This window comes from Tatumella sp. JGM91, from assembly GCF_018257575.1.
Lineage (GTDB): Bacteria > Pseudomonadota > Gammaproteobacteria > Enterobacterales > Enterobacteriaceae > Tatumella > Tatumella punctata.
The window spans coordinates 1-26287 of sequence record NZ_JAERJP010000026.1; the positions used below are offsets into that span (position 1 = coordinate 1).

At 50.7% G+C, this 26287-nt stretch carries 20 protein-coding genes, 1 tRNA gene and 2 pseudogenes; 14 read left to right on the plus strand and 9 right to left on the minus strand.

The features are described 5' to 3' along the window. Positions 1–75 precede the first annotated feature (75 nt). Both JK198_RS14775 and tssJ read left to right on the plus strand, forming a co-directional pair. Positions 76–813, plus strand: a pseudogene (locus tag JK198_RS14775) (type VI secretion system baseplate subunit TssG); the annotation flags it as partial. Next, a pseudogene (gene tssJ / locus JK198_RS14780) lies at positions 794–1326 on the plus strand (type VI secretion system lipoprotein TssJ). The pseudogenes JK198_RS14775 and tssJ, both read left to right, overlap by 20 nt. Before the next feature lie 241 nt (positions 1327–1567). Here the strand turns inward: tssJ and JK198_RS14785 are convergent. Next, positions 1568–1643, minus strand: a tRNA-Asn gene (locus JK198_RS14785). A 499-nt stretch (positions 1644–2142) separates the two neighbouring features. Here JK198_RS14785 and nac point away from each other — a divergent pair. Beyond that, complete coding sequence (nac, locus tag JK198_RS14790) at positions 2143–3060, plus strand: nitrogen assimilation transcriptional regulator NAC (protein ID WP_212709074.1); 918 nt, start codon at positions 2143–2145, stop codon at positions 3058–3060. Positions 3061–3400: 340 nt separating this feature from the next. Continuing rightward, positions 3401–4696, plus strand: a complete 1296-nt coding sequence (locus JK198_RS14795; RefSeq protein ID WP_212709073.1) for an NCS2 family permease — start codon at positions 3401–3403, stop codon at positions 4694–4696. A 93-nt stretch (positions 4697–4789) separates the two neighbouring features. On the opposite strand, the gene JK198_RS14800 is transcribed toward JK198_RS14795, so the two are convergent. Next, positions 4790–6238 carry an AMP nucleosidase gene (locus tag JK198_RS14800; protein WP_212709072.1) on the minus strand — a complete coding sequence of 483 codons (1449 nt, stop codon included), beginning with the start codon at positions 6236–6238 and terminating at the stop codon, positions 4790–4792. A 357-nt stretch (positions 6239–6595) separates the two neighbouring features. On the opposite strand from JK198_RS14800, the gene JK198_RS14805 reads away from it, so the two are divergent. The 4 genes from JK198_RS14805 to zigA all read left to right on the plus strand — a co-directional run bounded on the left by JK198_RS14805 (position 6596) and on the right by zigA (position 12301). Next, positions 6596–8077: an EmmdR/YeeO family multidrug/toxin efflux MATE transporter gene (locus tag JK198_RS14805; protein WP_212709081.1), complete on the plus strand. Its 1482-nt coding sequence runs from the start codon at positions 6596–6598 to the stop codon at positions 8075–8077. 159 nt (positions 8078–8236) lie between these two features. After that, positions 8237–10294: an EAL domain-containing protein gene (locus JK198_RS14810; RefSeq protein ID WP_212709071.1), complete on the plus strand. Its 2058-nt coding sequence runs from the start codon at positions 8237–8239 to the stop codon at positions 10292–10294. A gap of 77 nt (positions 10295–10371) precedes the next feature. Next, positions 10372–10782 (plus strand): YbaN family protein, encoded by a 411-nt coding sequence (locus tag JK198_RS14815; protein WP_212709070.1) that lies wholly within the window; start codon positions 10372–10374, stop codon positions 10780–10782. Between the two features lie 313 nt (positions 10783–11095). Next, entirely contained in the window at positions 11096–12301 is a 1206-nt protein-coding gene (gene zigA, locus JK198_RS14820; protein WP_212710897.1) for a zinc metallochaperone GTPase ZigA, read from the plus strand. A 69-nt stretch (positions 12302–12370) separates the two neighbouring features. On the opposite strand, the gene yghU is transcribed toward zigA, so the two are convergent. After that, positions 12371–13159 carry a glutathione-dependent disulfide-bond oxidoreductase gene (yghU, locus tag JK198_RS14825; RefSeq protein ID WP_212709068.1) on the minus strand — a complete coding sequence of 263 codons (789 nt, stop codon included), beginning with the start codon at positions 13157–13159 and terminating at the stop codon, positions 12371–12373. 379 nt (positions 13160–13538) lie between these two features. Here yghU and JK198_RS14830 point away from each other — a divergent pair, with 379 nt between their 5' ends. After that, a complete protein-coding gene (locus tag JK198_RS14830; RefSeq protein WP_212709067.1) occupies positions 13539–14327 on the plus strand; it encodes a formate/nitrite transporter family protein in 789 nt (262 codons plus the stop codon). 15 nt (positions 14328–14342) lie between these two features. On the opposite strand, the gene JK198_RS14835 is transcribed toward JK198_RS14830, so the two are convergent. Continuing rightward, the gene (locus JK198_RS14835; protein ID WP_212709066.1) at positions 14343–15224 is read right to left on the minus strand and encodes a LysR family transcriptional regulator; all 882 of its coding nucleotides are present in this window, start codon (positions 15222–15224) and stop codon (positions 14343–14345) included. A gap of 174 nt (positions 15225–15398) precedes the next feature. Between JK198_RS14835 and JK198_RS14840 the strand changes: the two genes are divergently transcribed. Continuing rightward, complete coding sequence (locus tag JK198_RS14840) at positions 15399–16253, plus strand: Vmh family MBL fold metallo-hydrolase (protein ID WP_212709065.1); 855 nt, start codon at positions 15399–15401, stop codon at positions 16251–16253. A 186-nt stretch (positions 16254–16439) separates the two neighbouring features. Beyond that, positions 16440–17594, plus strand: coding sequence for a hypothetical protein (locus JK198_RS14845; RefSeq protein WP_212709064.1), 1155 nt, complete (start codon positions 16440–16442; stop codon positions 17592–17594). A gap of 141 nt (positions 17595–17735) precedes the next feature. Here the strand turns inward: JK198_RS14845 and JK198_RS14850 are convergent, their stop codons facing one another. The 3 genes from JK198_RS14850 to JK198_RS14860 are packed head-to-tail and all read right to left on the minus strand — an operon-like array spanning position 17736 to position 19963. After that, positions 17736–18506 carry an amino acid ABC transporter substrate-binding protein gene (locus JK198_RS14850; protein ID WP_212709063.1) on the minus strand — a complete coding sequence of 257 codons (771 nt, stop codon included), beginning with the start codon at positions 18504–18506 and terminating at the stop codon, positions 17736–17738. A 19-nt stretch (positions 18507–18525) separates the two neighbouring features. Next, positions 18526–19287 (minus strand): amino acid ABC transporter ATP-binding protein, encoded by a 762-nt coding sequence (locus JK198_RS14855; RefSeq protein ID WP_212709062.1) that lies wholly within the window; start codon positions 19285–19287, stop codon positions 18526–18528. Between the two features lie 4 nt (positions 19288–19291). Beyond that, entirely contained in the window at positions 19292–19963 is a 672-nt protein-coding gene (locus JK198_RS14860) for an amino acid ABC transporter permease (protein ID WP_343876727.1), read from the minus strand. A gap of 279 nt (positions 19964–20242) precedes the next feature. Between JK198_RS14860 and JK198_RS14865 the strand changes: the two genes are divergently transcribed. Both JK198_RS14865 and JK198_RS14870 read left to right on the plus strand, forming a co-directional pair. Beyond that, the gene (locus JK198_RS14865) at positions 20243–20623 is read left to right on the plus strand and encodes a DUF488 family protein (protein ID WP_212710898.1); all 381 of its coding nucleotides are present in this window, start codon (positions 20243–20245) and stop codon (positions 20621–20623) included. A 111-nt stretch (positions 20624–20734) separates the two neighbouring features. Next, the gene (locus JK198_RS14870) at positions 20735–23023 is read left to right on the plus strand and encodes an FdhF/YdeP family oxidoreductase (RefSeq protein ID WP_212709060.1); all 2289 of its coding nucleotides are present in this window, start codon (positions 20735–20737) and stop codon (positions 23021–23023) included. A gap of 214 nt (positions 23024–23237) precedes the next feature. Here the strand turns inward: JK198_RS14870 and JK198_RS14875 are convergent, their stop codons facing one another. Further along, positions 23238–23717, minus strand: coding sequence for a GNAT family N-acetyltransferase (locus JK198_RS14875; protein WP_212709059.1), 480 nt, complete (start codon positions 23715–23717; stop codon positions 23238–23240). 84 nt (positions 23718–23801) lie between these two features. Here JK198_RS14875 and JK198_RS14880 point away from each other — a divergent pair, with 84 nt between their 5' ends. After that, positions 23802–24716, plus strand: coding sequence for a LysR family transcriptional regulator (locus JK198_RS14880; RefSeq protein ID WP_212709058.1), 915 nt, complete (start codon positions 23802–23804; stop codon positions 24714–24716). A gap of 84 nt (positions 24717–24800) precedes the next feature. Here the strand turns inward: JK198_RS14880 and JK198_RS14885 are convergent, their stop codons facing one another. Next, a complete protein-coding gene (locus JK198_RS14885; RefSeq protein ID WP_212710899.1) occupies positions 24801–26189 on the minus strand; it encodes an APC family permease in 1389 nt (462 codons plus the stop codon). Between the last annotated feature and the right edge of the window lie 98 nt (positions 26190–26287).

The following is a 26287-nucleotide window of genomic DNA, read 5'->3' on the forward strand; positions in this document are numbered from 1 at the left end:
GTAACGTTGAACCCGGAACGGGAAAAACAGGCGGCTTAAATTAACCGGGGGTGACAACTACCTTGACACTTACCGGATATCTTCAACCACCGGTTGATTGCCCAGTACTATCGCATCTGGCGTAAATACTCTTACCCGGCGACCTTCGAAGCGGGCGGCAGGGACAAAACCTCGCAGTATCTGCTGGGGCTGGCCGGGCTCGGGGTTGACGGCTGTACGGACAGTATCGCGGCACCGGCCTCACGCTTTCTGGCGCTGCTGCCGGCCATGTTGCTGCCCGGACGGACTTCAGAGGGAATGGTCGCGCTGGTGCGTCTGCTGGCACCCAACACCCGGGCGAAAATCTGGCACCATGACAAACGCAGTGTGCCGCTGAAAAAGCCCCTGACTATGAGCGTGCGTCAGCCTGTTACCCTGGTAAACCGTCCGGTGATGGGCAACTATGCCACCGATGTTAACAGCCAGGTGCTGATGTGCCTGACGACCACACACCCTGCTGAAGTTCAGGGCTGGTTGCCGGGCGGCGATCTTCACACCGACCTGATGGCGCTGCTGCATGTCTATCTCGGGTCACGGCTCGACGTCCGCCTGCAACTGTGTGTCGCTCGCAGTCTGCTGCCTGATGCGATCATAAGCAGTAACCCGAAGGCGGGGGCGGTGCAGCTGGGCCGCACGGCTGTGATGCGACCGCTGAATGCGGCTAACAGTGCATTACACCTTAACACAATCACTATTAACCCGGGCCGCTATCAACGGGTTCAGGAAAATCTGTACCGCAGGGAGACCGATGAATATGGCGAATACCGCTGGTAAATTTCCCCTGGCTGCGCTGGCCGCGTGTATCACACTGATACTGGCGGGCTGTGGGCTGACGCAAAAAGTGACAGACGGCACCGTTGCCGTGACCAAATCGATTTTTTATAAGCAGATAAAAACCCTGCATCTGGATATTCGCGCCCGCGAGGCCGTTAACAGCAATGCTGGCGGGGTTGCACTATCGACGGTGGTGCGGATTTATCAACTTAAAGACCGCAAAACATTTGATACGACGGACTATCCGTCACTGTTTAACTATGACAGTCAGGCCATCAGGGCAGACCTGGTCGCGGAGAAAGATATCCGCCTGCAGCCGGGGGCGCGGTAACGGTCGATATGCCGATGGAGGAAGACGCGCAGTACGTGGCAGTGGCCGGGATGTTTATGGCGCCGGACCAGATAAACAACAGCTGGCGTGTGGTTCTGGGCCGGGATGCTCTCGACCCGGATAAGGCCCGTGTTATCGAGGCGGGGAACAACCGCTTAATGTTAATACCAGTGAAGGAGTAGCACTGCCGCAGTTTGTTTCAGGACAGACATGATCTGACTGCCGGTAAAACGTGCTTTCTGCAGAGAATCATCCCCGGTTCAGATTACGGGAAAATTCTGCGTATAAACACACCGGTTTTTCGGGGGATTACCGTATAGCTTCGGATGTTTTTTAACAGATGTGAGTAGACGCAGGGAAAGGGATAACCAATTGATAAAAAGCAAAAAACCAGATGTCCGCAGACATCTGGTTTCTTTAATATGGCTCCTCTGACTGGACTCGAACCAGTGACATACGGATTAACAGTCCGCCGTTCTACCGACTGAACTACAGAGGAATCGTCGTGAAGACGGGGCGCATAGTAACGACGGGCACCCGGCTTGTCAAAAAGCTTTTGCTGTTGTGGTGACTGTTTGCTGATAAAACCGTCATTATGCTGAAACAACGGGGAAAGCGGGCGGATAATGTACAGCATTCCGTTGGCACCAGTTATCCGTAATATTCTCTGGTGGCGGGGTGTCATAAGTGATCGCGATGGGCGAGGGAGCAATTAATTCAGTCACAGCGGCCGGGCCATGGTGATACACCAGCCCCGGAATGCACTGCCTGCAAACATACTGCACTTAACTGGTGCGTTTTTTTCTGTGCTCAGTGAGCATTTGCCATTAACCCGCAGGTTAAAAAAAGTACAATTATGTGTTTTTTCATAGTGTTTTGGTTATGACAGATTGCCGGTTACTTTTTTTATTCGTTTCTGGCCCGGTTATTGCAAATTCCGAAATATCGAGCCCGGGCAAAGCCCGGGTTGAGTATCCGGATTTGGTGGCGGGGGAAAAATGAATCTGAGACGTCTGAAATATTTTGTGAAAATTGTTGATATCGGTAGTCTGACCCGTGCAGCAGAAGTGCTGCATATTGCACAACCAGCGCTGAGTCAGCAGGTGGCGACTCTTGAAGGTGAAATGGATCAACAGTTACTGATCCGTACTAAACGCGGAGTGACGCCGACCGATGCCGGTAAAGTGCTTTATACGCATGCCCGTAATATATTACGGCAGTGTGAACAGGCACAGGTGGCGGTGAACAATGCAGGACACACCATCAGCGGTCAGGTATCAATTGGTCTGGCCCCCGGGACCGCGGCTTCTTCGCTGGTCATGCCATTATTACAAAAACTGCGTGAAACCTGCCCTGAAGTTCTGGTCTATCTGCATGAAAACAGTGGTCATGCTCTCAATGAAAAGGTGCTTAATGGTCAGCTGGATATGGCTCTGTTGTATGACCGGACACCGGTTTCAGGCCTGATATGTCAGCCACTGCTGAAAGAAGAACTCTGGCTGGTCGGCAGCGGAATATCGCCGGGCCGGAATGTCGATTTATCAGATGTTGCGCAGATGAATCTTTACCTGCCCCGTGATTACAGCGCAGTGCGTCAGCGGGTGGACGAGGCTTTCTCGCTGCGTCGTTTAAGTGCGCATATTATTGGCGAAATCGAATCCCTTTCTACCTTGTCAGCGGCAATTTCCAGCGGAATGGGAGTATCGGTACTGCCAGAGTCGGCAGCCCGGTCCCTGACTGCCCCGATTAATGGCTGGATGGCAAAAATTACTGCGCCATCATTACATCTTCCTTTATCACTGAATATTTCATCGGCATTGCCATTATCTGATTCTGCACAGGCAGTTAAAGAGTGCCTGCTTTCTCTGACCAAAGGCTCTTCCGTTGAAGAGCCTGAGCTTATGCTGGTCAGTTAATCATCAGATTTCCACTCAGATGCCGGATTACCGGCATCAATCTGTTTTTTTACTGCCTCTGAACAGAAAAATTTATTGCTCCCGGTGCCAGTGATCATTAGGATCGGCAGCCGGAAGGAAAACGTTTGCGCTCAGGCAGCGCAGGAAAACGTATTTTTCCGGCTGTTAATTATATGAATCCGGACCCGTGCTATTCGATGGCATGGGTTTTGCTTGTTTAATTTTTTTCGGGGTGATGTGAGATAAGTTGTCTGCCGGTAGCCGGTCACAGGAAACTTGCTCTGAAATGCCGTAATAACAATGAGAATCGTGATCAGCGGTTTCGAAAAGGGATCTACTTATGCTTGAAAAACTCTTTAAGCTGAAAGCAAACAAAACCAGTGTGCGTACCGAAGTCATTGCCGGTGTTACTACCTTCCTGGCAATGGCTTATATCCTGTTTGTGAATCCGGGCATTCTGGGTGCAACCGGAATGGACAAGGGTGCGGTATTTGTTGCGACCTGTCTGGCTGCGGCTATTGGCTCAGTATTAATGGGCATGATTGCCAACTTACCCATCGCACTGGCGCCGGGAATGGGGTTAAACGCTTTCTTTACCTATACCGTGGTCCTGCATATGGGGTATCACTGGCAGGTTGCGCTGGGGGCGGTGTTTATTTCGGCGATACTTTTCTTTGCCTTATCTCTGTTTAAAATCCGCGAATGGATCATTCACAGTATTCCGATGGCATTGCGTTCGGCAATTGTTGCCGGAATCGGTCTGTTCCTGGCACTGATTGCCCTGGAAAGTGCCGGTATTGTGGTCGGTAACCCTGCGACTCTGGTGGGTATCGGTGATATTACTAAGCCGGGTGCGTTGCTGGCATTACTCGGTTTCTTCCTGATCGTGGTGCTGGAAGCTCGTAAAGTGACCGGTTCGGTGCTGATTGGTATTCTGGCGATCACGGCAATTTCGATGCTGACCGGGTTAACGCCTTTTTCCGGTATTTTCTCGGCACCACCGTCTCTGGCCCCGACTTTCCTGAAGCTGGATATTGCCGGTGCATTTAATGTCGGGCTGGTCAGCGTTATCTTTGCTTTCCTGTTTGTCGATGTGTTCGATAACTCCGGAACGCTGATTGGCGTAAGCCGTCGTGCGGGGCTGACAGATGATAAAGGCAATATCCCTGCGATGGGGCGGGCACTGATGGCCGACAGCATTGCTGCGTTGTTCGGTTCTTTACTCGGAACCTCAACCACCACCAGTTTTGTTGAATCTGCTGCCGGCGTCAGTGCCGGAGGTCGTACTGGCCTGACATCGGTGGTGGTTGCTATCCTGTTCCTGTTATCATTATTCTTTTCGCCACTGGCAGGCAGTGTGCCAGCCTATGCGACAGCTCCGGCATTACTGTTTGTCGCGGTATTGATGACTTCCGGGCTGGCAGAAATTGACTGGAAAGATATTACCACTGCTGCACCGGTAACAGTCACTGCCCTGGCAATGCCGTTTACTTACTCTATTGCTAACGGAATTGCGTTTGGGTTTATTACCTGGACGGTGGTGAAACTACTGAGCGGTCGCTTCCGTGAATTGAATCCGGCACTGATTATACTGTCGGTATTGTTTGTGATTAAGCTGGGTTGGTTAAGCGCCTGACACTGAGGAAAAAAGGAGCCGCGGCTCCTTTTTTCTGTTTATCACAGGGAGAAACCCGCGGGTTGTTGGCGGGATAAGCCGCAAACTACGGCCTTAGCGGAACGGTGGTTCATCAAACGTCCGCAGTTTCCGGGAATGCAACCTGTCTGCTTCAGCCTGCAACAAAGACACGGCACAGATACCGATATGCAGATGCTCAGAAATCGCCCCTTCATAAAAGCGGTTCGCCTGACCCGGCAGTTTAATCTCTCCGTGTAACGGTTTATCTGAAACACACAGCAGGGTTCCGTAAGGCACACGGAAACGATAGCCCTGGGCTGCAATAGTCGCACTTTCCATATCTACCGCAATTGCCCGGCTCTGATTAAAACGTAACGCATAGGCTGAATAGCGTAATTCCCAGTTCCGGTCATCGGTGGTGGCAACAGTTCCGGTGCGCAGCCGGCGTTTGATATCGTCGCCCTGCATACCGCTGACCTGCCGCGTGGCATCATAGAGAGCCCGCTGAACCTCAGCGATACTCGGTACCGGAATATCTGCAGGCAGCACCTGATCCAGTACATGGTCATCACGTAAATACGCATGGGCCAGGACATAATCACCGGTCTGCTGGCTTTCCCGCAAGCCGCCACAATGACCAATCATCAGCCAGGCATGGGGCCGCAACACCGCCAGATGGTCACAGATAGTTTTGGCATTAGAAGGACCGACACCGATATTAATCAGGGTAATGCCCCGTTTATTGTCAGCAATCAGATGCCAGGCGGGCATCTGATGTTTTTTCCACGCCAGGTCAGTAATAATAGTTTCCGGTTGCTCGCTGTCGGCGGTAATTTCGATACCTCCGGCGCAGGCCAGTCGTGTATAAGGTGATGCAGGGTCACGGACCTGTGCCACAGCCCAGCGAACAAATTCATCCACATACCGGTTGTAGTTGGTAAACAGCACGAAAGGCTGGAAATCGGCGGTGCAGGTACCGGTATAGTGGCGTAATCGTGCCAGAGAGAAATCAGTACGCAACGCATCAAACTGCCCCAGCGGAAAGTCCTCATGACCGGATAATATGCCGTCAGAAACCTCATCACCAATATGAGAAAGATCAGTGGACGGAAAGTTGCGTGCGATAGTGGCCATCCTCTCTCTGTCAGCAGAGAAGTCCATTCCTTCAATAACATAAGGATAGGGAATTTCAGTCTGTGATGGCCTGACTTCAAGACTGAAGTCATATTCGCTGGCCAGCATCGACAGCTGTTCACGTAAATAATGCCGTAACAGGGCAGGTTGTGTGACAGTAGTAGAATAACGCCCCTGGCGTGTGAAGCGGCCCCAGGCCCGAATACGGTTTTCTGCAGAGTTATCGCCTTGCCAGTGCAGAGATAACTCGGGGTAAACGAAAAGTCCTGCTTTACGGGCGACAGGGTCTGGCAGTTGTCCGCTGTGGCTATAGGTTTTCAGGGCCTCGCGCAATGCTTCCACAGAGGCACGGTATCCGGATTCAAGGGCATCAAGTGCGCATTCTATATCTTCAGGTTGTACAGTCATAAATACTCCGCTACGTGGCCAGTCTGATGACAGACTGGCGGTTATCGGTACCGATTACCAGCATCTGCCGTTATTTTTCAGTTCGGGTTACTCCGAAAAAGAGCCGCTGAGTACCACCAGCTTTAGCCATTAACGGAAGACATTAAGAGGAAAAAATAATTATTACACTAAAGATTCGTCAACTACTGTTAAGTAGTGTTTTGTGATGACGGAGAGTAGCGTTCTCCGGAAAAGACAGACAGTCCGGCTGGTTGTATAACACAACCAGGCCGGCAATCCGTGACAGATTTTTCGGTGAGAGTCCCCGAACAGCAAGTCTGTTGTTACTTTTTACCGGCTTTAATTTTGGTATCCCCCTTGCGAAATCCCGGCAGAGCGTTAACTGATGCAATAAAAAATACCGGCTGGTACCCCAGACGGAAGCGTTACAGTATCTTGCTGCATAAGGAAATTACTCCGCTGGCAGTACCGATCCTGATAGAGAACAGCTGTGTATTGTTAATGGGGGTGCTCAGCACTTTCCTGGTGAGCTGGTTAGGTAAATCAGCGATGGCCGGGGTCGGTCTGGCTGACAGCTTCAATATGGTGGTGATCTCTTTTTTTGCTGCTGTGGATCTGGGAACAACGGTGGTGGTTGCTTTCAGTCTGGCAAAAAAAGAAGGCAAGCGCGCGCGAGCTGCTGCCCGGCAGTCGCTGGGGCTTATGACGGTGGTGGCTTTGATACTGGTGGTGATTATCGAAATCCGGGGAGATATCGTTATTGATTTGATCGCCGGCAGTGCAGAACCGCCAGTCAAAGCCTTTGCCCTTGACTATTTACGGGTGTCTGCGTGGAGCTATCCGGCTGCAGCCATCGCATTAATTGGCAGCGGGGCATTACGCGGAGCCGGCAACACCAAAATACCTATGCTGATGAATGCAGGAATGAATATACTCAACCTTATTATCAGTAGTATACTGATTTATGGTTGTTTTTCCTGGAACGGGCTGGGTTTTATCGGTGCCGGGCTGGGCCTGACTATTTCACGTTATCTGGGTGCGATAGTGGTAGTTGCAGTACTGATGAGCAGGCACAACGGTGCATTAACTCTTCCCCTGAAAAGTTACTTCCGGCGCTGGAATTTTATTATTCTGGCTGAAGTGCTCAGTATTGGTATTCCGGCCAGTATTGAGTCTGTACTGTTTAATGGCGGGAAATTACTGACTCAGGTCTATGTTGCAGGAATGGGGACCAGTGAAATTGCCGGTAACTTTATCGCATTTTCTATTGCGTCGCTGATTAACCTGCCCGGTAACGCCCTGGGTTCAGCATCGACGATTATTACCGGTAAACGGCTGGGTAGAAATCAGGTCTATCAGGCATCAGTACAGGTACGCCATGTTTTCTGGCTGTCGACCTTTGGCCTGTGCGGCCTGGCTCTGCTCTCGGTACCGCTGGCCGGTATGCTGGCACGGTTATATACCCGCGACCCGGAAGTTATCCGGGTGACGCAACATCTGATCTGGCTGAATGCGGCATTTATGCCGGTCTGGGCAATGTCGTGGGTATTGCCCGCCAGTTTTAAAGGTGCCAGAGATGCACGTTATGCCATGTATGTTTCTATGTTCAGCATGTGGGGGGCAAGGGTGGTGCTGGGGTATGTGCTGGGAATTTATCTTGGCATGGGGGTGATTGGAGTATGGCTGGGCATGTATCTTGACTGGGGAGTACGCAGTGTCTGTTTCTGGTGGCGACTGACCAGTGGCAGCTGGCTGAATAATTACCGGCGGCTACAGGCAAAAGCAATACAGGCCGCGGCTAAGATCCGCGAAGAACCATCGCAGATGGCGGGAAAATAGCCACATTATCTCTCCGGAGGCTGACTGTTATTCAGGCGGGGTGCTCTGTGGCTATAAATACAGGCAAACCAAATCATAGTTCACCGTTATGCAAGGTAAATGATGAGCAAATCGACGACATTAAGCAGGCAGTCTGCGACTGAGTCAGAAGCTGATACGATGACGCCGCAAGCATTTACGGTGTTTAAAGAACGGTTTTTTGATCATATTCCATTACCGGCGTGGTGTATTTCCACCGATGGCCGGCAAGTTATCGCTAACCAGTGCTGGTGTGAAACAATGGCTGAATTGCCGGTCACCGGGCCACATCACTGGCTTGACTGGGTACATCCTGAAGACCAGCCGGCAATCAGTGTCGCCTGGGCAGAAACTTTGCACAACAATACTCACTTTCAGCATCATATCCGTCTGGCCACTGGCAACGAACAATATGGCTGGTTTATCGTTTATGCTTATCTGATACCGTCCCCTGAATGCCGGATGGTTAAATTTTTTGATATTAATGATGTACAAATGGAAAAATTCCGGGCCAGGGATGAGCTGTGCTATTCCAGCCGTATGTTTGATACCAGTATTGACTGCATTAAAATCATCAGTACCGGAGGTGAACTGATTGATGTCAATACCTACGGTTGTCAGGTGCTGGGTCTTGACCGTGCATCCGTGGCGGGGATGAGCTGGCCCGATATGCTGCCTGCCGAGTCCCGGCAATGCGGGATCGATTCACTGGAAGCCGCGGTGGGCGGAACCAGTGCCCGTTTCTCCTACAAAAGTCAGCTACCGGGCAGAGCACCACTGTTTTGGGACAACATACTCACGCCGGTGCTGGATGCAGAAGGACAGGTATCCCGCGTACTCTGCGTATCACGGGATATTACCCGTTTACAGATAGCAGAACAGCGTTTTAAGTATATCAGTGAACATGATGATCTGACCGGGTTACCTAACCGCAGGGTATTTCATTCGGCCCTCAAGAAACAGTTCAGCACCGCCAGTCTGCAGGGGTCATCATTTGCGGTACTGCTGCTTGATCTTGACGATTTTAATGTCGTCAACGATACGCTCGGTTACCTTGCGGGAGATAATCTGCTGGCGGTACTGGCGAGGCGACTGACCAGAAATCTGCCGAAAAACAGTTTTATTGCGCGGATTGGTGGTGATCAGTTCGCGGTTATCGTACCGGACATTGATAACAGCGAAATATTGCACCAGACATGTACACAACTGACAGAACAGGTATGTCAGGCGGTCAGTTTTCAGGGGCATACCCTTAACTTCAGTCTGAGTATTGGCGGTGCGATATTCCCGCAACATGGCCGTGAAAGTATTGAGCTGATTAAAGCCGCAGATACGGCGCTGAATGAACTGAAACGTACCGGTTATGGCGGAGTTTGTTGTTTTGAACCCGCAATGACCCGCCAGGTCGATATCACCCGTAATCAGCTGGAACTGGCGAAAGAAATTGTCCGCAATGAATCCGTTGTGCCCTTTTACCAGCCGAAAGTCCGTTTAACCGACGGTAAAATTATTGGTATTGAAGCCCTGATGCGTTTTTACAGCCAGCAGGGGGAGTTGCATTCTCCGGGCGATATCTGGGCCGCATTCAGTAATTACGGACTGGCGGAACGGATTGGTTTTTTTATCCGCGATCAGGTTTTTTCGGATATGCGTCAGTGGATTGATCAGGGGCTGGAGATCGTGCCCGTCTCAGTTAATGCTTCACCGGTCGAATTTATGCGGGATGATTATGCTGAAAAATTCCTGGCACAGTTACAAAAATATGCCTTACCCGCTAATTTGCTGGAAGTGGAAATCACCGAACATATGTTTGACGGACGAGGAGCCGGGTATGTTTTCCGTGCCATAAAATTACTGAAAGCGCAGGGGGTACGTATTGCGCTTGATGACTTTGGTACTGGCTATTCGGCGCTGGCTAATATCCGGGATTATCCGGTGGATGTGATTAAAGTCGATCGTTCTTTTGTCCGCGGGTTGAGTAAAGGTAAAAAAGGGCTGGCGGTGATAAAAGCACTGCTATTGCTGGCGACCCAGCTGGAACTGGATGTGGTGGCCGAAGGCATCGAGGATGCAGAACAACGGGCACTTTTGATTAATGAAGGTTATCATTACGGGCAAGGGTTTCTGTTCAGTGCCGCAGTTCCTGCCTTGCAGATCAGTGAATACCTGCAGAGTCCCGATACCCGCAAACTGCTGTGACCGGGTGCCAGTGCTGCCGGCCCTGGTAACGGCAGCATAGCGTCAGGACAGTGATTCAGGTAACAGGAGTGCGGCCGATGCCATTACCCCGGGACCCTTCCTCCCCTCCCTCACCAGTAGCCGCGGTGGGCCGCATCCGGCGGTTTCTCTATCGCTGCCTGGCAGTGATCAGTCTGCTGCTGGCCGTGGCCGGGCTGATATTGCCGGGTCTGCCCTGTACCGAATTTTTACTGCTGGCCAGCTGGGCTGCCGCCCGCAGTTCGCCTCGTTTACATGGCTGGATCCTGCGGCACCGGATTTTTGGCCCGCTGCTGGCGAACTGGCAGCGCGGTATCATGCCACGCAAAGCAAAATGGGTAACTACCCTGATGATGTCCGTTTCTGCCACGGTAATGTATTTTACGGTACCCCATTTACCCAGTGTCATAATTACTGTGGCTTGTATGAGTCTGGTACTGATCTGGCTGTGGTATCGTCCGGAAACCTGATATTTACAAAGGGGTGTAATGGAGGACAGTTACCCGGGCGGGTAACGGCTCACAGACAGCCGGATTAGGTTGACGGGAAACGTCGTTTTACCATCTGCTCTGACGGGGATTTTCCCTGCCGGTTTGGCTGTCAGTCGCTATTTCCTGGCAAAGGGGATCACAGAGTACAGATTGAAATCCTCAATTGTTATGTTATAACATAACAATTGAGGCCGGTGGCAGAATATGAGGGGAGCTGAAACCGGCTCTGCCTGCAGGTAGCGCCGGCTGAGCTTACGTATAATTATCACTCTATATTTAAAGGAAGTGAACAATGTCTCTGATTTCACCCCCGGAACACGCGGATAAACGGCTGCCGGTAACCGTACTTTCAGGATTTCTCGGTGCCGGAAAAACAACATTATTAAACCATATTCTGAATAACCGGGCCGGACGCCGGGTGGCGGTGATTGTTAACGATATGTCTGAGGTGAATATCGATGCAGCTCTGGTCAGAGCGGGTGGTGCTGAATTATCACGGACCGACGAAAAACTGGTTGAAATGAGTAATGGCTGTATTTGCTGCACATTAAGGGAAGATTTGCTGCTGGAAGTAAAACGTCTGGCAGAAGCCGGACGATTTGATCAACTGGTGATCGAGTCTACTGGTATTTCCGAGCCACTGCCGGTTGCTGAAACCTTTACTTTCGCTGATGACGACGGCATCAGTCTGTCACAGATTGCCCGGCTGGATACCATGGTAACGGTGGTCGACGGTGTTAATTTTCTGCGGGATTATACGGCCGCCGAAAGCCTGCAGGCGCGGGGAGAGTCACTGGGCGAAGAAGACCAGCGTTCCGTTGTGGATTTACTGATTGAACAGGTCGAGTTCTGCGATGTTTTATTGCTGAATAAAACTGACCTGATGAGCGGCGATGAGCAGGCGCGGCTCACCAGTATCCTGACACGGCTTAATCCGCGGGCGAAAGTGATCACATCGGCATTTAGCCGGGTTGATTTAGATGACATTCTTGATACCGGATTATTCGACTTTGAAGCTGCAGCCAATGCACCAGGGTGGCTGAAAGAATTACGCGGTGAGCATCAGCCTGAAACAGAGGAATATGGTATCAGCAGCTTTGTTTTTCGCGCACGACGGCCATTTCATCCACAGCGTTTTTACCAGTTAGTACAAGGGCAACTGAATAACGTTATGCGTTCCAAAGGGTATTTCTGGCTGGCATCGCGGCCGGCATCCGCAGGTATATGGTCACAGGCAGGGGGTGTTTCCCATTATGAACTGTCGGGTCGCTGGTGGGTAAACGTACCCCGGCAGCACTGGCCGGAGGATCCTGAATCAGTGGAATATATTATGCGCCACTGGACAGAGAATATCGGTGATGCCAGACAGGAGCTGGTACTTATAGGCATGGATATGGATGAGCAGCACCTCAGACAGCAGCTCAGTGCCGCATTAGTGACGGATAAAGAGGCCGGTTACGGTGATGATTACTGGCAGCATAATGATCCTTTCGTCTGAGCAGATTATCGGGACTCCGCGCCGGTAAAATAACAGCAGAACTGCCGGCAACGGCAGTTCTGCCACCGGTCAGCCTTTAAGCACGTTACTGCCTTTTTTCACAGCTTCCCGCTGACCAATCATATCGGCCCAGCGCTTCAGATGCGTATAAGAAGCGGCATCAAGGAACCTGGCCGCATCACCGTATATGCCGCCCTGAACCAGAACCCCGTACCACGGCCAGATAGCAATATCGGCAATCGTATATTCCTCACCGGCAATATAGGTATTTTTCGCCAGTTGTTTATCCAGCACATCCAGTTGCCGCTTAGCTTCCATGGCAAAACGGTTAATCGGATATTCCAGCTTTTCCGGTGCATAGGCATAGAAATGACCAAACCCGCCGCCGAGTAAGGGAGCACTGCCCATCTGCCAGAATAACCAGCTCAGGCAGGCCGCGCGTTGTGCAGTTTCAGTCGGGATAAAGCAGTCAAATTTCTCAGCCAGATAAAGAAGGATCGCGCCCGATTCGAAAATATTCACCGTTTCCGGCCCGCTGCGGTCAACCAGTGCCGGAATTTTAGAGTTAGGGTTAATTGCGACAAAGTCTGAACCGAACTGCTCACCTTCCATAATGTTAATCAGGTGCGCATCGTAACCGGCACCCTGCAGCCCTTTATGCAGTAACTCTTCCAGCATAATACTGACCTTTACCCCGTTCGGCGTTCCCAGAGAATAAAGCTGGAAAGGCTGAGAGCCCACCGGCAGGGTTTGCGGGTATCGGGCACCGGAATCCGGACGGTTAATGCTGCCAAATTTTCCGCCGACCGGCTGGTCATTGGTCCAGACTTGTGGTGGTGTATAAGAAGATGTACTCATAATATCTCTTTTCCTTTGGCTGAATGGTTAATTAATTGCAGGCCTTAGCCGGTAACTCAGCATAGCATTGGCCGCGGGGAAAGCGTTATCTGCCAGTGCCAGACCCCTGAAAAGTCTGGCGGGTGAGATAAGCAGCCAAAGATCTGGTAAAAAAGAAGCAGAGTGTCGCGGATGTTTTGCGGTCGAATATAATTAACTAGTTAATATTTAACCTTATGCTTCGACTGCAAACTATTAAGTTACTGTAATTATTTGGTTGGCAGATTATTGGCCGCAGATTATCATAACCCGGAGTATTACCGAATATTTGCCTCGTCATCACCCTGATGACGTTCTGTTCATCCGGGCCGTTTCCGGCTTACAACATTACCGGGTTATTATGTCATTCAGTACACCAAAAGAAATAGCACTGCTGGCGGTTCAGGCCGGAGTGAATAAAAGTCGCACCCCGTTAAGCAGCTTATTAATACTGGGTTTTTTAGGGGGGGCCTTTATTGCTATCGGTTTTATGCTGGACTTGCATGTGATTTCCCGTCTGCCGGCAGACTGGGGCTCCTTTGGTGTGTTGCTCGGGGCGATGATGTTCCCGCTGGGACTGATACTGACAGTACTGGCCGGAGCTGAGTTACTGACCGGCAATATGATGGTGATGACAATAGCCGCATTATCGAAAAAAATCAGCTGGGCAGCACTGGTGCGTAACTGGTTGTGGGTCACTATCGGTAATTTTCTCGGCAGCGTGGCTGTTGCCTGGTTTTTTGGTCATCTGCTGGGCATGACCGAAGGGGCATTTTTAAAGAGTACCCTGGCAGTTGCCGCGGCAAAAACCAGTGCCAGCGGCGTACAGGCGTTTATTTCGGGAATTGGTTGTAACTGGCTGGTATGTCTGGCCATCTGGCTGGGAATGGCCAGCAAAGATGTTACCGGAAAAATTATCGGTATCTGGTTTCCGGTGATGGCCTTCGTAGCGATAGGTTTTCAGCACGTAGTCGCTAATATGTTTATTATCCCAGCGGCCATTTTTGCCGGACAGGGAAGCTGGCTAGCGTATCTGAGTAATTTTATTGCAGTATTTTCAGGTAATGCTGTCGGCGGGGCAATTTTTGTCGCATTAATCTATTACATTGCTTACCGCCCTGATACACAGATAAACAGCAACAGGGCCTGAGCCCTGCGGCGGCGATTACAGGGTCTGCAGCCGGCCCTGGATTTCATCGAGAAATAATCGCAGAGCAGCGGGCTGTAATTTACGAGACATATACAGCCCGTAAATACCCATACTGCGCGGTGTCAGCTGATTCAGCACCCGCACCAGTCGTCCCTTTGCCAGCCAGGGGCTGGCTTCTGCCAGCGGAATCATTGTAATTCCACAGCCTGCCAGGGCTGCATCCAGTAATACAGCAGAGATACCGGCACTCAGGTTGCCATTGACCGCGACGGACAGGCTGTCATTCTGTTCACTGAAAAACTGCCAGCTCTGGTGACTGAAATTACTGTAACTCAGACAATTATGAGACATCAGATCGTCAGGGGTCCGGGGATGGCCGTGAATAGCCAGGTACTCCGGAGAGGCACAAAGTACTGAGGCGCATTCACCCAGTCGCCGGGCAATCGCCGCCGGTTCAGGGCTGTCGGTGATGCGTATAGCGACATCAATCCGCTCTCCGACCATGCTTACCGGGCGATTATTAATATCCAGCTCAATACGTAATTCCGGGTAGCGTAATAAAAACGGGGCCAGTACCGGGCTGATAATGTGGGTTGCCGTGTAATGGGCACAGGCAACCCGTAATATACCTGAAGGAACCTCCCGTACCGGTAAGCTGCCAATATCCTCTGATAGCCTGTTCAGCTGACGGGTTTTTTGCAGAATATCTTCACCGGCCGGGGTCAGTGTCATCCGGCGTGACGAACGATGGATCAAGCGGGTTCCGGCCCATTTTTCCATTTCTTCCAGATAGCGGCTGACCATTGGCCGCGACATCCCCAGCGATCGTGCTGCTGCACTCAGGCTTCCGGTTTCACAAATCCGGTTGTACACCCTCGCCGCCGTCACTCTGTCCATATCTACTCCTGATCGGATTATGAAACTCAGCATCTCAGAATAAGATAATTTTAACAGATTATGAAAACGATAGAATGTATCCGTATTCGGCGATGCTCTCCGGGTGCCAGACGCCTGGCAGCGGGCAAACAACCGCGGGTTTAGCGCCCGCGGTACAGACAACAGGAGAAAGTAATGAAATTATCGACAATATCTCTGATGGCGATGCTGGTCAGCGGCGGCGCAATGGCCGCCCCGTTACAGTTCACTGTTTATAATCCGGCAGAGCAGGGGATTTTTCCTGTTGCTTCAACACTGGTGAGTGGTGAAAAACAGGTTATATTGTTTGACGCCCAGTTCAGTGTAAAAGACGGCGAGAAACTGGTTAGCATGATCCGTGACAGCGGAAAAAAACTGACCCGGATTGTGATCACGGCCGGTGATCCTGACTACTATTTTGGTCTGCAGCCGCTGGTTAAGGCATTTCCGGGGGTGGAAGTTGTCGCGACACAGCGAGTGGTCGACCATATTAAAGCCACACAGCAGGCAAAACTCAGTTACTGGGGACCCAAAATGGGTGACGGCGCACCGCAAAAGCTGATTACGCCACAGGTGATCCCCGATACCCGCTTTAGCCTGGAAGGGCAGCCGATCGATATTCGTGACGCAGACTCACAACAAGCCTATGTCTGGTTCCCGCAGCAAAGAACATTGCTTGGCGGTACCGGTGTTGATGCCGGAATTCATGTCTGGACTGCCGACACCCAGACCGCGGAGAGCCGTAAACAATGGCGTGACACGCTGCAACAAATGCTGGACCTTAAGCCGCAGAGGGTGATCCCCGGCCACTATATTGGCAAAGCACCGTCCGGTGATCAGGCGATTAGCTTTACCCTGAATTATCTGCAAGATTTTGAAAAGGCATTACAGCAGCATAAAGATTCAGCAGCAGTCATTAGCAGTATGGAAAAACGCTGGCCACATCTCGCGGATAAGAGTTCTCTGGAGCTCAGTGCTAAAGTAAATACCGGTGAAGTAAAATGGCAATAGGGGCTGTCTGAGCCCTGTTGCCGTTATAAAATGGCCACTGTTGCGGTAAATAATAGCGTCAGTGGCCATTTATGGTTGTGCCTGAGAGAGGACAACAGTGACCGGATGATGTGTTGTGTATTGTGTGGAAAAGTGTGTGAGGCAAGAAAAAACATACTTCTATCAACATTTACACGGCAGGTGATTATGAAAACAACATTACGTACTCTTCAGGCATCGTTACTCGCAGCGTTAAGTCTTTCCGGATGCCAGGCTCTGGCTGCGGACAGTGGAGGCTTTGCGACCACGACTGGCGGTGACAGCTATACCGCGGTCACGGTTTCTACCCTGAGCCAGCTGAAAAATGCGGTCAGCAGTGGTCAGCATCATATTATTGTCAGTGGTACCATTTATGGCGGTGCGGGCTTAACCACACTGACCTTCTCTTCTCTGGCTAATAACAATACCACCATTGAAGGCGCGGCAGGCGGCAAAGCTGCCCTGGAAAATATACAGCTGAAATTCGACGGCGAGTTGCTCCCCGCAGGGACCAATATTCAGAATATTAAAATTGCTAATCTGAGCTTCTTCGGCAAAATTGCTGATTTACAGGCAATGCCGGCGCAGATCTTTGGTTCTTCGGACAGTAGCAGACTGGCGGGGATCAACTACGAAGGTATTTCTTTCCGCCGAATCACCAATGGTCTGGTGACTCACTGTAATATTTACGATACCAGTGATGACCTGATGAGTGTTGCCCTGAGCTCAGATTATATTACCCTGTCCTATAACCATCTCTGGTTCAGTGACAGCTGGGTGAATATGTCTCCGGATCCGGTCTGGAATTGGGTGGGTTACTATACGGATCTTGCAGATGAACGTTTAGCGATGGTTATCGGGGCTAATTCCGGTGATTCCTGGCAGGCGACCAAAAAACTGCATGTTACCCTGCACAATAACTGGATTGGACCTAATATGCGCGGACGTCCGTTATTCCGTGGCTGGATCCATGCCTACAATAACTATTTTGATAACAGCGAAACCTATGCAGATACTGATCAGAATACGGGGACTGATGGTAAAAAATATCCGAAGAAACAGTACGAAGCATTGCAGGTAAGCAGCGGCAGTGTGGTGTATTCTGAGGCCAACTCTTTCCGCAATACTAATAACACCAATACGGTTTCTCAGGATAGCAGCGGCTATGGCTACAGTTTCTTTGAGAAAAATAATACCTACAGCGGTACTACCGGCACATCGGCCACCGGCAATACATTTAGCTCAGCAGTCAGTTATCGCTATACTCCGCTTGCCAGTCAGAATGTACCACAGAGTGTTACGGCAAATGCCGGGCCGAAATAACCAGCAGGTGCGCCTTGCAAAGACAGCCTGATTGCTACAGGGTATTTAAAAGGAAATCAGACAGGGAAGAGCAGTCTACCCGCGGCCGCAAGCCACGGTCAGAGACTGACACCGGCAGACAGCCGGTGTCAGTATTACTTATTAGTGAGAGACATCTTCACCGAAGTATTTTTCAGAAATTTTCTGATAGGTACCGTCTTTTTTGAGAGTAGTCAGGGCATCATTGATCGCGGTTTGCAGAGAAGTTTCCCCTTTTCTCAGCAGTACTGCAGAAGCACTGGCGTTATCTTCTGAAGCCACAATTTTTACCGGAGCATCAGGGCGGTGTTTCTTAAAGTCGAGGAAAGACAGCTTATCATTAACCGTGGCATCGGCACGTCCCTGAACCACCAGATCAATTGACTGGTTAAAACCATCGGTACTTACCAGCTGTGCACCATAATTGCGGGCGATCTGAGCATAGTTACTGGTCAGTGACTGGGCAGATTTTTTTCCTTTTAAATCAGAAAAGTCGTGGATACTGTCATTGTCATTTTTGACAACCACCACAGCTTTAGAGGCGATATAAGGCTGTGAGAAATCATATTTCTTCCCGCGCTCAGGGCTGATTCCTACTTCATTCATCACCACATCATAACGTTTGGCATCCAGACCTGCGATCAGCCCGTCCCATTTTCCTTCAACAAACACCGGTTTAACGTGTAATTGCTGAGCAATCGCCCGGCCAATTTCCACATCGAACCCGGTCAGGTCACCGGATATAGTATGAAAGGTAAACGGCGGGTAAGTCCCTTCGGTACCGATTTTCAGTTCACCGGAAGATTTGACCTGTGCCAGCGAATCATCCGCCAGTGCTGAATGGGCAACACTTAATGAAAATAGTGCTGATAATAACAGAGTAGTTTTTTTCATCTCAGACTCCTGGATAACATTATACCGGGCCGACGGGCAGGCCGTCGGTCAGGGTGGCAATATATTTTGCCGTTCTGGGTTTTTGCGGGTGACGGAACAGGGTTTGTGAGTCACCGGTTTCCACGACTTCACCCGATTCAAGAAAAATCGTATGGCTGGCAACCGAAGCGGCCAGGCGTAAATCATGGGTAGCCATCAGCATGGTGGTACCTTCTTCCGCCAGTTGCCGTAATACGGCCACCACTTCTACGGCCAGTTCAGGATCGAGGGCAGACGTCGGCTCATCACAGAGTAATACTTTTGGCGACGGGGCCAGCGCCCTGGCAATGGCAACCCGTTGCTGTTGTCCGCCGGAAAGGGTGACCGGCATATCATCACGTTTATGCAGCAGGCCGACTTTTTCCAGCAAGGCATCAGCCCGTTCGACAGCTTCTGCTTTTGACCATTTATGCACCACAAGCAACCCTTCGGTAATATTTTCCAGCACACTTTTGTGGGGAAATAACGAAAAGTTCTGGAACACCATGCCTGTCTGACGGCTGATTCGCTGGATATCTCTGCTACGCAGGGGTTTATTGTGAAATTCCAGCGTTTCCTGATCGAGGGTAAGGCTGCCCGACTGGGGGATCTCCAACAGATTCACACAGCGCAGCAGGGTGCTTTTCCCGCTGCCCGAAGGACCGATCAGCGCGGTGACTGAACCTTTCGGCAGTTCCAGCGAAATATTTTTCAGGACATGATTATCCTGAAAAAATTTGTTAATTCCGGTTAATGAAATCATCAGCTCAGGACTCCGCCTTTTCTTCACGAGAGAAATGTTTCTCCAGTTTATTTTGCAGTGCTGACAGCAGTGTACTGAAAAACAGGTAAATCAGCGCTGCTTCCGTATATAAAATCAGCGGCTGATAAGTCACGGCCGCAATACGTTGTGCCGCCAGAAACATTTCAGGGACCGTAATCACTGACGCCAGCGAAGTGTCTTTGACCAACGAAATAAAGGTATTAGACAACGGCGGAACGGCTATTCTGGCCGCCTGAGGTAAAATGATCCTGATCAGTGCCTGACGCCAGTTCATGCCGATAGAATGGGCCGCTTCCCATTGACTGACCGGTACCGACTTAATGGTGGCGCGGATAATCTCTGATGAGTAAGCACCGATATTCAGCGTAAAGCCAATGACTGCGGCGGGAAACGCTGAAATCGTGATCCCGGCGCTCGGCAGTGCGTAAAAAATCAGAAATAGCTGTACCAGTAACGGCGTGCCGCGTAGTAGCCAGACATAAAAACGAGCCACCAGCCTGAGTGGCTGAGGACCGTATAACCTGATTAGGGCGATAACAAACCCCAGAGAAAGCCCCAGAACAAAAGACAGTAACGTTAAGGGTATAGTAAACGTCAATCCGGCATGTAACATTGGCCAGAATGATTCTGCTGCAAGATTTAACCATGCTGGCACAGTACACCTTCCAAATAAAAATTAAAAAACACCGGTCAGCCGCAGTGCTGACCACTTAGCCTATTTTAGGCAGTAATGAGTCACAGGGAAATATTATTTGTACATATCTTTATGCGGAATTTTAACCGTTCTGGCTTTTTATACTGTTGACACTGTGGTTATGGCGAATTTAACACCATTTTCTGCCGTTCCGGATAAGAAAATCTGCTATTCGTCAACCAGGTGCGGGTATAACCTAAGCTGTGTGGTTATATTTCTGTGTATTAAAGGAGAGGTGAAATGATCCAGTTTAAACGGGCATATGACACTGCGTCTGCAGAGGATGGCTACCGTGTATTAGCTGACCGGTTATGGCCCCGGGGTCTGAGCAAAGCAACTCTGGTGATGGACGAGTGGTGTAAACAAATCACCCCCGGGACAGCGCTGCGTCGGGATTATCATCATCAGGTGATTGATTATAAAACCTTCTCTGACCTGTATCAGCAGCAACTGGCAGCCCCGGATCTGCAACCGGAATTAGAGCGTCTGGCAGAAAAAGCCGTGTCCGGCACGCTGACCTTACTCAGTGCCGTAAAAGATCCCCGAACCAGCCATATCCCGTTACTGACTGCCGCCTTACAACAGCATGTGGATAAATTATCGTCCGCCCCGTCAGCCTGAGACTGTGACAATACATGTCCGCCAGCCTGTCCGTTACCATTACTCTGCTACGCTTTAAGATAATTATCCGCAGGACATTATCTGCACTGTGCGCTATCGGAGACAACGAAAATGGGCAAAAGACGTGCGGTACCCGGCATTCATCCTTATGATGGACCTGCCGGTGGCTGGGGAGCACTGAAGGCTACTGCTATCGCGGTTCGTACTCAGATGGATATCCTGAATGCACCCCCGACTCTGCTACGGACCAACCAGCCGGACGGTTTTGACTGCCCGGGCTGTGCCTGGCCTGACAAAGATCATCATTCAACCTTTCAGTTTTGTGAAAATGGCGCCAAAGCAGTGACCTGGGAAGCGACCAGTAAACGGCTGACCGCCGGATTTCTGGCGGAAAATACGGTGACCTCATTACTGGAAAAATCGGACTATGAACTGGAAAATTACGGCCGTCTGACGACACCGCTGGCCTATGATCCTGCCAGTGATACGCTACAGCCTGTCAGCTGGCAACTGGCGTTACAACAAATCGCTGAAGTTTTGCGGGGTCTGTCGCCATCGCAGACGGAGTTCTACACCTCGGGACGCGCTTCTAACGAAGCCGCCTATCTGTTTCAGCTATTTGCCCGCGAATACGGCACCAATAACTTTCCCGACTGTTCAAATATGTGTCATGAGGCGACCAGTGTGGGTCTTCCTCGCTCTATCGGAATCGGTAAAGGCACTGTTTCGCTGGAAGATTTCGAGCATACCGAACTGGTGATCTCTATTGGTCATAATCCTGGCACCAATCATCCGCGGATGATGGGAACCCTGCATGAACTTTCACGCCGTAATGTGCCGGTGATTGTATTTAATCCGTTACGGGAAAGGGCACTGGAACGTTTTGCTGATCCACAGAATGTTGGCGAAATGGCAACCTACGGGTCGACGCAGATTGCCTCCGGATATTATCAGGTGAAAGCCGGCGGCGATGCCGCTGCCCTGAAAGGTATTGCTAAGGCTTTACTGGAAAAGGAAGCGAATAGCGGCGGGGTGCTGGACCATGAGTTTATTGCTACACATACCCGCGATTTTAGCTTATTCAGTCATGATATACAGGCGACAGAATGGCAGGACATTGAACAGGAAAGTGGTCTGAGCCGCAATGATTTGGAAACTGTTGCCGCCGCTTATCAGAAATCTGATGCCACTATTATTACTTACGGAATGGGTATTACCCAGCATAACAAAGGCACGCAGAATGTACGGCTGATTGCTGATTTGTTACTGATGAAAGGTAATATTGGTAAACCGGGGGCAGGCATTTGTCCGTTACGCGGGCATTCTAATGTACAGGGAAACCGGACTGTAGGGATTACCGAAAAACCATCTGCGGATTTTCTGGCCCGGCTGGAGGCTGAATTTGGTTTTGTTCCTCCCCGTCAGCATGGGCACGATGCAGTACAGGCAATGCAGTCAATGGTGGACGGCAGTGCCCGGGCATTAATCTGTCTCGGGGGCAATTTTGCTGTGGCGCTACCCGACCCGCAGGCCTGTTTCCCGGCGATGAAAGGGCTGGACCTGAGCGTGCATATCGGCACCAAACTGAACCGCAGCCATTTACTGGTTGCACGGCAGACCTTTATTTTACCCTGCCTGGGCAGAACCGAGCTGGACATACAGGCGACAGGTAAACAGTCAGTGACTGTCGAAGACTCGATGTCGATGGTGCATGCCTCCTCCGGTAAGCTGAAACCGGCCTCGGCTATGCTGCGTTCCGAACCCGCGATTGTGGCAGCAATGGCTGCAGCCACACTACCGGATAGCCGGGTCCCCTGGGCTGAGCTGGTGGCTGACTATGATCGGATCCGTGATCGTATCGAAAAAACTATCCCCGGTTTTGATGATTATAATCAGCGGATCCGTCAGCCGGGCGGGTTCAGAATGCCGTTGCCTCCGGTTGAACGGCGCTGGCCGACGGCATCGGGTAAAGCGGAGTTTTCTGTGTTCGGCGGGGTAGAGGAAAATGCCAGTGCAGAGGGCAGTGATATACTCAGGCTGATCACACTGCGCAGTCATGACCAGTACAATACCACCATCTATGCCCTGGATGATCGTTATCGCGGAGTGTTCGGACGGCGGGATATTTTGTTTATGAATGACAGTGACCTTGACCGGCTGGGTCTCGAGCACGGCGATGTGGTTGATATCGAAACAGCACTTCCCGGCAGACAATTGCGGCTGGAAGGTATAACGGTTATCGCTTATAACATCTCGGCCGGCTCGGTCGGAGCCTACTATCCGGAAGCGAACGTGTTAGTCCCGCTTGACTATAATGACCCGCAAAGTGGTACCCCGTCATATAAATCGGTCCCGGTACGCGTCACTCTCCGTACCAAACAAATCCGCCACAGTGCCTGAACCTCAGGCCCGCATTGTGGCGGGTCTTTTTTATCCTCTGATGGCATGTTTCCGCGGCCGTTTATGATAATCAGCCATTTTTTGCCTGATAATGCCGGACGAATTGCAGCCGGGCAAAGAATGCACTTATAGCACAGGCAGAATGACAAGGGCTGATGCTCCGTCCGGTGGGCCGGGAAGAAAGTCTCCCGGTCCTGTCAGTAGCCCTCGCTTCTCAGTATCCGGCAAAGTCTTTCAAAGCCTCGCCGTCCAGGCGGTAACGGACCCATTCCTCCTGTGGCAGGGCGCCGATGCTTTGATAAAATGCGATTGCCGGCGTATTCCAGTCGAGAACGCTCCATTCCAGCCGGCCGCACTGACGCTGAACAGCCAGCCCGGCAATATGCTTAATCAGGGCTTTTCCTGCCCCCTGGCCGCGTGATACCGGAGAGATATACAGGTCTTCCAGATAAATGCCGTTACGGCCTAACCATGTAGAATAGCTGGTAAAAAAGACAGCGTAGCCGATAACATTCCCTTCAGCTTCTGCAATCAGTGCTTCTGTTTTACTGTCGGGACCAAACAGTGTCTCGCGAATTCCGGTAGCGGAAGTGACTACCTGTTCAGGGGCTTTTTCATAAATAGCCAGTTCGGTGATCATATCAAAAATAATCTGGCTGTCATCAGGCCTCGCCGGGCGGATACTCAGGTTCATAAAGGGTCCTTATGGGCATTTATTGAAGGCAGACAGCATAAGGGTTATTCTCCGAACAATTAAGTGCAATGAAATCAGCAGACGATGAATATTATGCATCCGGTGTTACGCCGTCTTGACCTTAACCTGTTGCTGGCCCTGGATGCTATCTTCCGTCATGGCTCGGTCCGGCGGGCAGCGGCAGAACTTGCAGTCAGTAACTCGGCACTCAGCCATGCCCTTTCGCGGTTACGGGAAGCCCTGAATGATCCGTTGTTTTACCGGGAAGGGCAGCGGATGGTACCCAGCGTATATGCCATGCGACTGGCTCCGGCAATTGCCCCGCTACTTGCAGAACTGAATAACCAGCTGGCCCCTCAGGCTGAGTTTGAACCACTGACCAGTCAGGAGTGCTTCACCATAGGAATTACGGATTACACGGCATCCAGTGTTTTTCCGCAACTGATGAACTCCCTGCAGCAGAAAGGGCCGGGACTGAGTTTCGACTTACGCTATTTATCCTCTTCGCTGGCATTAAATGAATTACTGGCCGGTGAAATCGACCTGGCGCTTGGCTTCAGTGTACCTGATGGGGCTGCTCATCCCGATGTACAGGAAATAGACTGGCTACAGGATGAGTATGTGGTGATCAGTCGTTTGCAACGTGATTCACTGACACTGAATGAGTATCTGTCAGCCCGCCATCTGGTGGTAACCCCGTGGAACGAACGGCAGAGTGTGCTTGACCGGCAATTAGCCCGACTGGGGCACCAGCGACAGATAGCCATAAAAACACCATCGATGTTAAGTGGTCCCTGGATAGTGGCAGAAAGCGAGTTACTGATGGCTATCCCGCGTCGTGCGGCAGAACGGTTCCTGCACTCGGCGGGGATAAGGATCTTTCCACTGCCGTTTTATGCGCCTCCCTTTACAGTGAAAATTTTATCTCACCAGCGCAGTGGTAAAAAGAACGCTACTGACTGGCTGAAACGTTTGTTATGCGCCATGGAAAAGTCCTGAACACTGGCCTGAGGTCACGATAACCGGCGGCGGTTAGCGGAACAGTATATGTCTGCGGGCAGGATTCCCGCAGACCCGGGATAACTACCCCCGGACTTTTACTGTTCTGCGGGTTGACAGAAAATAGCTCACCACCAGACAGACCAGAATAATCCAGGGGATCAGGGATACCAGCAAAGAGTGGCTGCCACTCAGTGTTTGCAGGTTATTAATCACTAATACAATCGTGGCGGCCATGCAGATAAATGACAACACAGGTGCCCATAAGATGGTGAAAGGATGATGGTTGCTGCGGATACGGCGGAAAAATAAAACGACCGCAGCGCTGACACCTAACTGAAGTATCAGAATACATAAGGTGGCAATTGCAGAGCCAACGGCAAAAATCTGTAGCATCGGGTCAAAACCGGTACTGCCGATACCCGCCAGCAGCATTAGCATAATCACACTGTGTAAATGACTGGCATTGTGCGGAGTCCCGTTATCCGGATGGGTTTTACAGAGTTCTTTCCAGATAAGTCCGTCCCGGCTGATATTAAACAGATAGCGTGAAATATTATTGTGAAATGCCAGGGTGGCGGCAAACAGACTGGTTATCAGCAGTACCGACATAATTTCAACAGCCAGGTTACCGACATACTGACGGGTAATATTAAACACAAAATTACCCGGGTCTTTACTGGCGATAGCCACAATCTGGTCGAATCCATAAGCCTGAATCAGCGCCCAGCTGGTAAAACAAAAGAAACCGGTGATCAATAACAGGGCACAGAGAGTTGCCCGTGGCACGGTTTTTTCCGGATTCCTGCATTCTTCGGCATAAATTGCTGTCGACTCGAATCCAATAAAACTGGCGATAGTGAAAATAAAAGCGATCCCCAGATTACCGTGTAAAAATACGGCAGGTTCAAAAGACTGGTAACTGAAGGGGGTTGTTTTTTTGACCAGCAGACAAATATCTGTCAGTAATACAATACCTGCTTCTGCCAGCATTAATACCCCAAGGATTTTACCGCCGATTTCGACCCGCTTTATACTCAGCATCCAGACGATAATGATAAAAATCATACTCAGTAGCCACCAGGGGATATCGGTATTTAAATGCTGTTCCAGAAAGAGTTGTGTGAAATATCCCAGCATTGCCACAACCGCAATCTGCACCGAGATATAGGCTATCAGCGCCAGTACTGAGGCGGGTGCTCCCCAGTTTTTTCCGAGCCCGGTAGAAATGTAGGTATAGAATGCCCCTGAGTTTTTTATATGGCGGCTCATGGTGACAAAGCCGACAGAAAATAACATCAGGATGATGCATGAAAAAATATAAAATACCGGAATCCCGCCACCGTTACCGGCAATAATTGCAACGGGCAATCCGCCCACCACCCCGGTGAGGGGGGATGCGGCAGCGATAACAAAAAAAACCAGGGAAAATAAACCTAACGTATTTTTACGCAGGCCGGAATTATGGTTCATCGCTTATACCTCTGTCCGGGGAGAAATAACCTGCGCCGTGAAACTGAGCTGAGACGCGGAATATTTCTGCATCATTTATCAGCGATAGTGTCAGCGTA

What these genes read in the sequence shown, in the direction of transcription:
- JK198_RS14865 (WP_212710898.1), top strand. Translation starts at nt 20,243, where the DNA reads ATGATCCAGTTTAAACGGGCATATGACACTGCGTCTGCAGAGGATGGC.
- JK198_RS14830 (WP_212709067.1), top strand. Translation starts at nt 13,539, where the DNA reads ATGTCATTCAGTACACCAAAAGAAATAGCACTGCTGGCGGTTCAGGCC.
- JK198_RS14810 (WP_212709071.1), top strand. Translation starts at nt 8,237, where the DNA reads ATGACGCCGCAAGCATTTACGGTGTTTAAAGAACGGTTTTTTGATCAT.
- JK198_RS14870 (WP_212709060.1), top strand. Translation starts at nt 20,735, where the DNA reads ATGGGCAAAAGACGTGCGGTACCCGGCATTCATCCTTATGATGGACCT.
- JK198_RS14795 (WP_212709073.1), top strand. Translation starts at nt 3,401, where the DNA reads ATGCTTGAAAAACTCTTTAAGCTGAAAGCAAACAAAACCAGTGTGCGT.
- JK198_RS14850 (WP_212709063.1), bottom strand. Translation starts at nt 18,506, where the DNA reads ATGAAAAAAACTACTCTGTTATTATCAGCACTATTTTCATTAAGTGTT.
- JK198_RS14815 (WP_212709070.1), top strand. Translation starts at nt 10,372, where the DNA reads ATGCCATTACCCCGGGACCCTTCCTCCCCTCCCTCACCAGTAGCCGCG.
- yghU (WP_212709068.1), bottom strand. Translation starts at nt 13,159, where the DNA reads ATGAGTACATCTTCTTATACACCACCACAAGTCTGGACCAATGACCAG.
- JK198_RS14880 (WP_212709058.1), top strand. Translation starts at nt 23,802, where the DNA reads ATGAATATTATGCATCCGGTGTTACGCCGTCTTGACCTTAACCTGTTG.
- JK198_RS14855 (WP_212709062.1), bottom strand. Translation starts at nt 19,287, where the DNA reads ATGATTTCATTAACCGGAATTAACAAATTTTTTCAGGATAATCATGTC.
- JK198_RS14845 (WP_212709064.1), top strand. Translation starts at nt 16,440, where the DNA reads ATGAAAACAACATTACGTACTCTTCAGGCATCGTTACTCGCAGCGTTA.
- JK198_RS14840 (WP_212709065.1), top strand. Translation starts at nt 15,399, where the DNA reads ATGAAATTATCGACAATATCTCTGATGGCGATGCTGGTCAGCGGCGGC.
- zigA (WP_212710897.1), top strand. Translation starts at nt 11,096, where the DNA reads ATGTCTCTGATTTCACCCCCGGAACACGCGGATAAACGGCTGCCGGTA.
- JK198_RS14800 (WP_212709072.1), bottom strand. Translation starts at nt 6,238, where the DNA reads ATGACTGTACAACCTGAAGATATAGAATGCGCACTTGATGCCCTTGAA.
- JK198_RS14835 (WP_212709066.1), bottom strand. Translation starts at nt 15,224, where the DNA reads ATGGACAGAGTGACGGCGGCGAGGGTGTACAACCGGATTTGTGAAACC.
- JK198_RS14885 (WP_212710899.1), bottom strand. Translation starts at nt 26,189, where the DNA reads ATGAACCATAATTCCGGCCTGCGTAAAAATACGTTAGGTTTATTTTCC.
- nac (WP_212709074.1), top strand. Translation starts at nt 2,143, where the DNA reads ATGAATCTGAGACGTCTGAAATATTTTGTGAAAATTGTTGATATCGGT.
- JK198_RS14875 (WP_212709059.1), bottom strand. Translation starts at nt 23,717, where the DNA reads ATGAACCTGAGTATCCGCCCGGCGAGGCCTGATGACAGCCAGATTATT.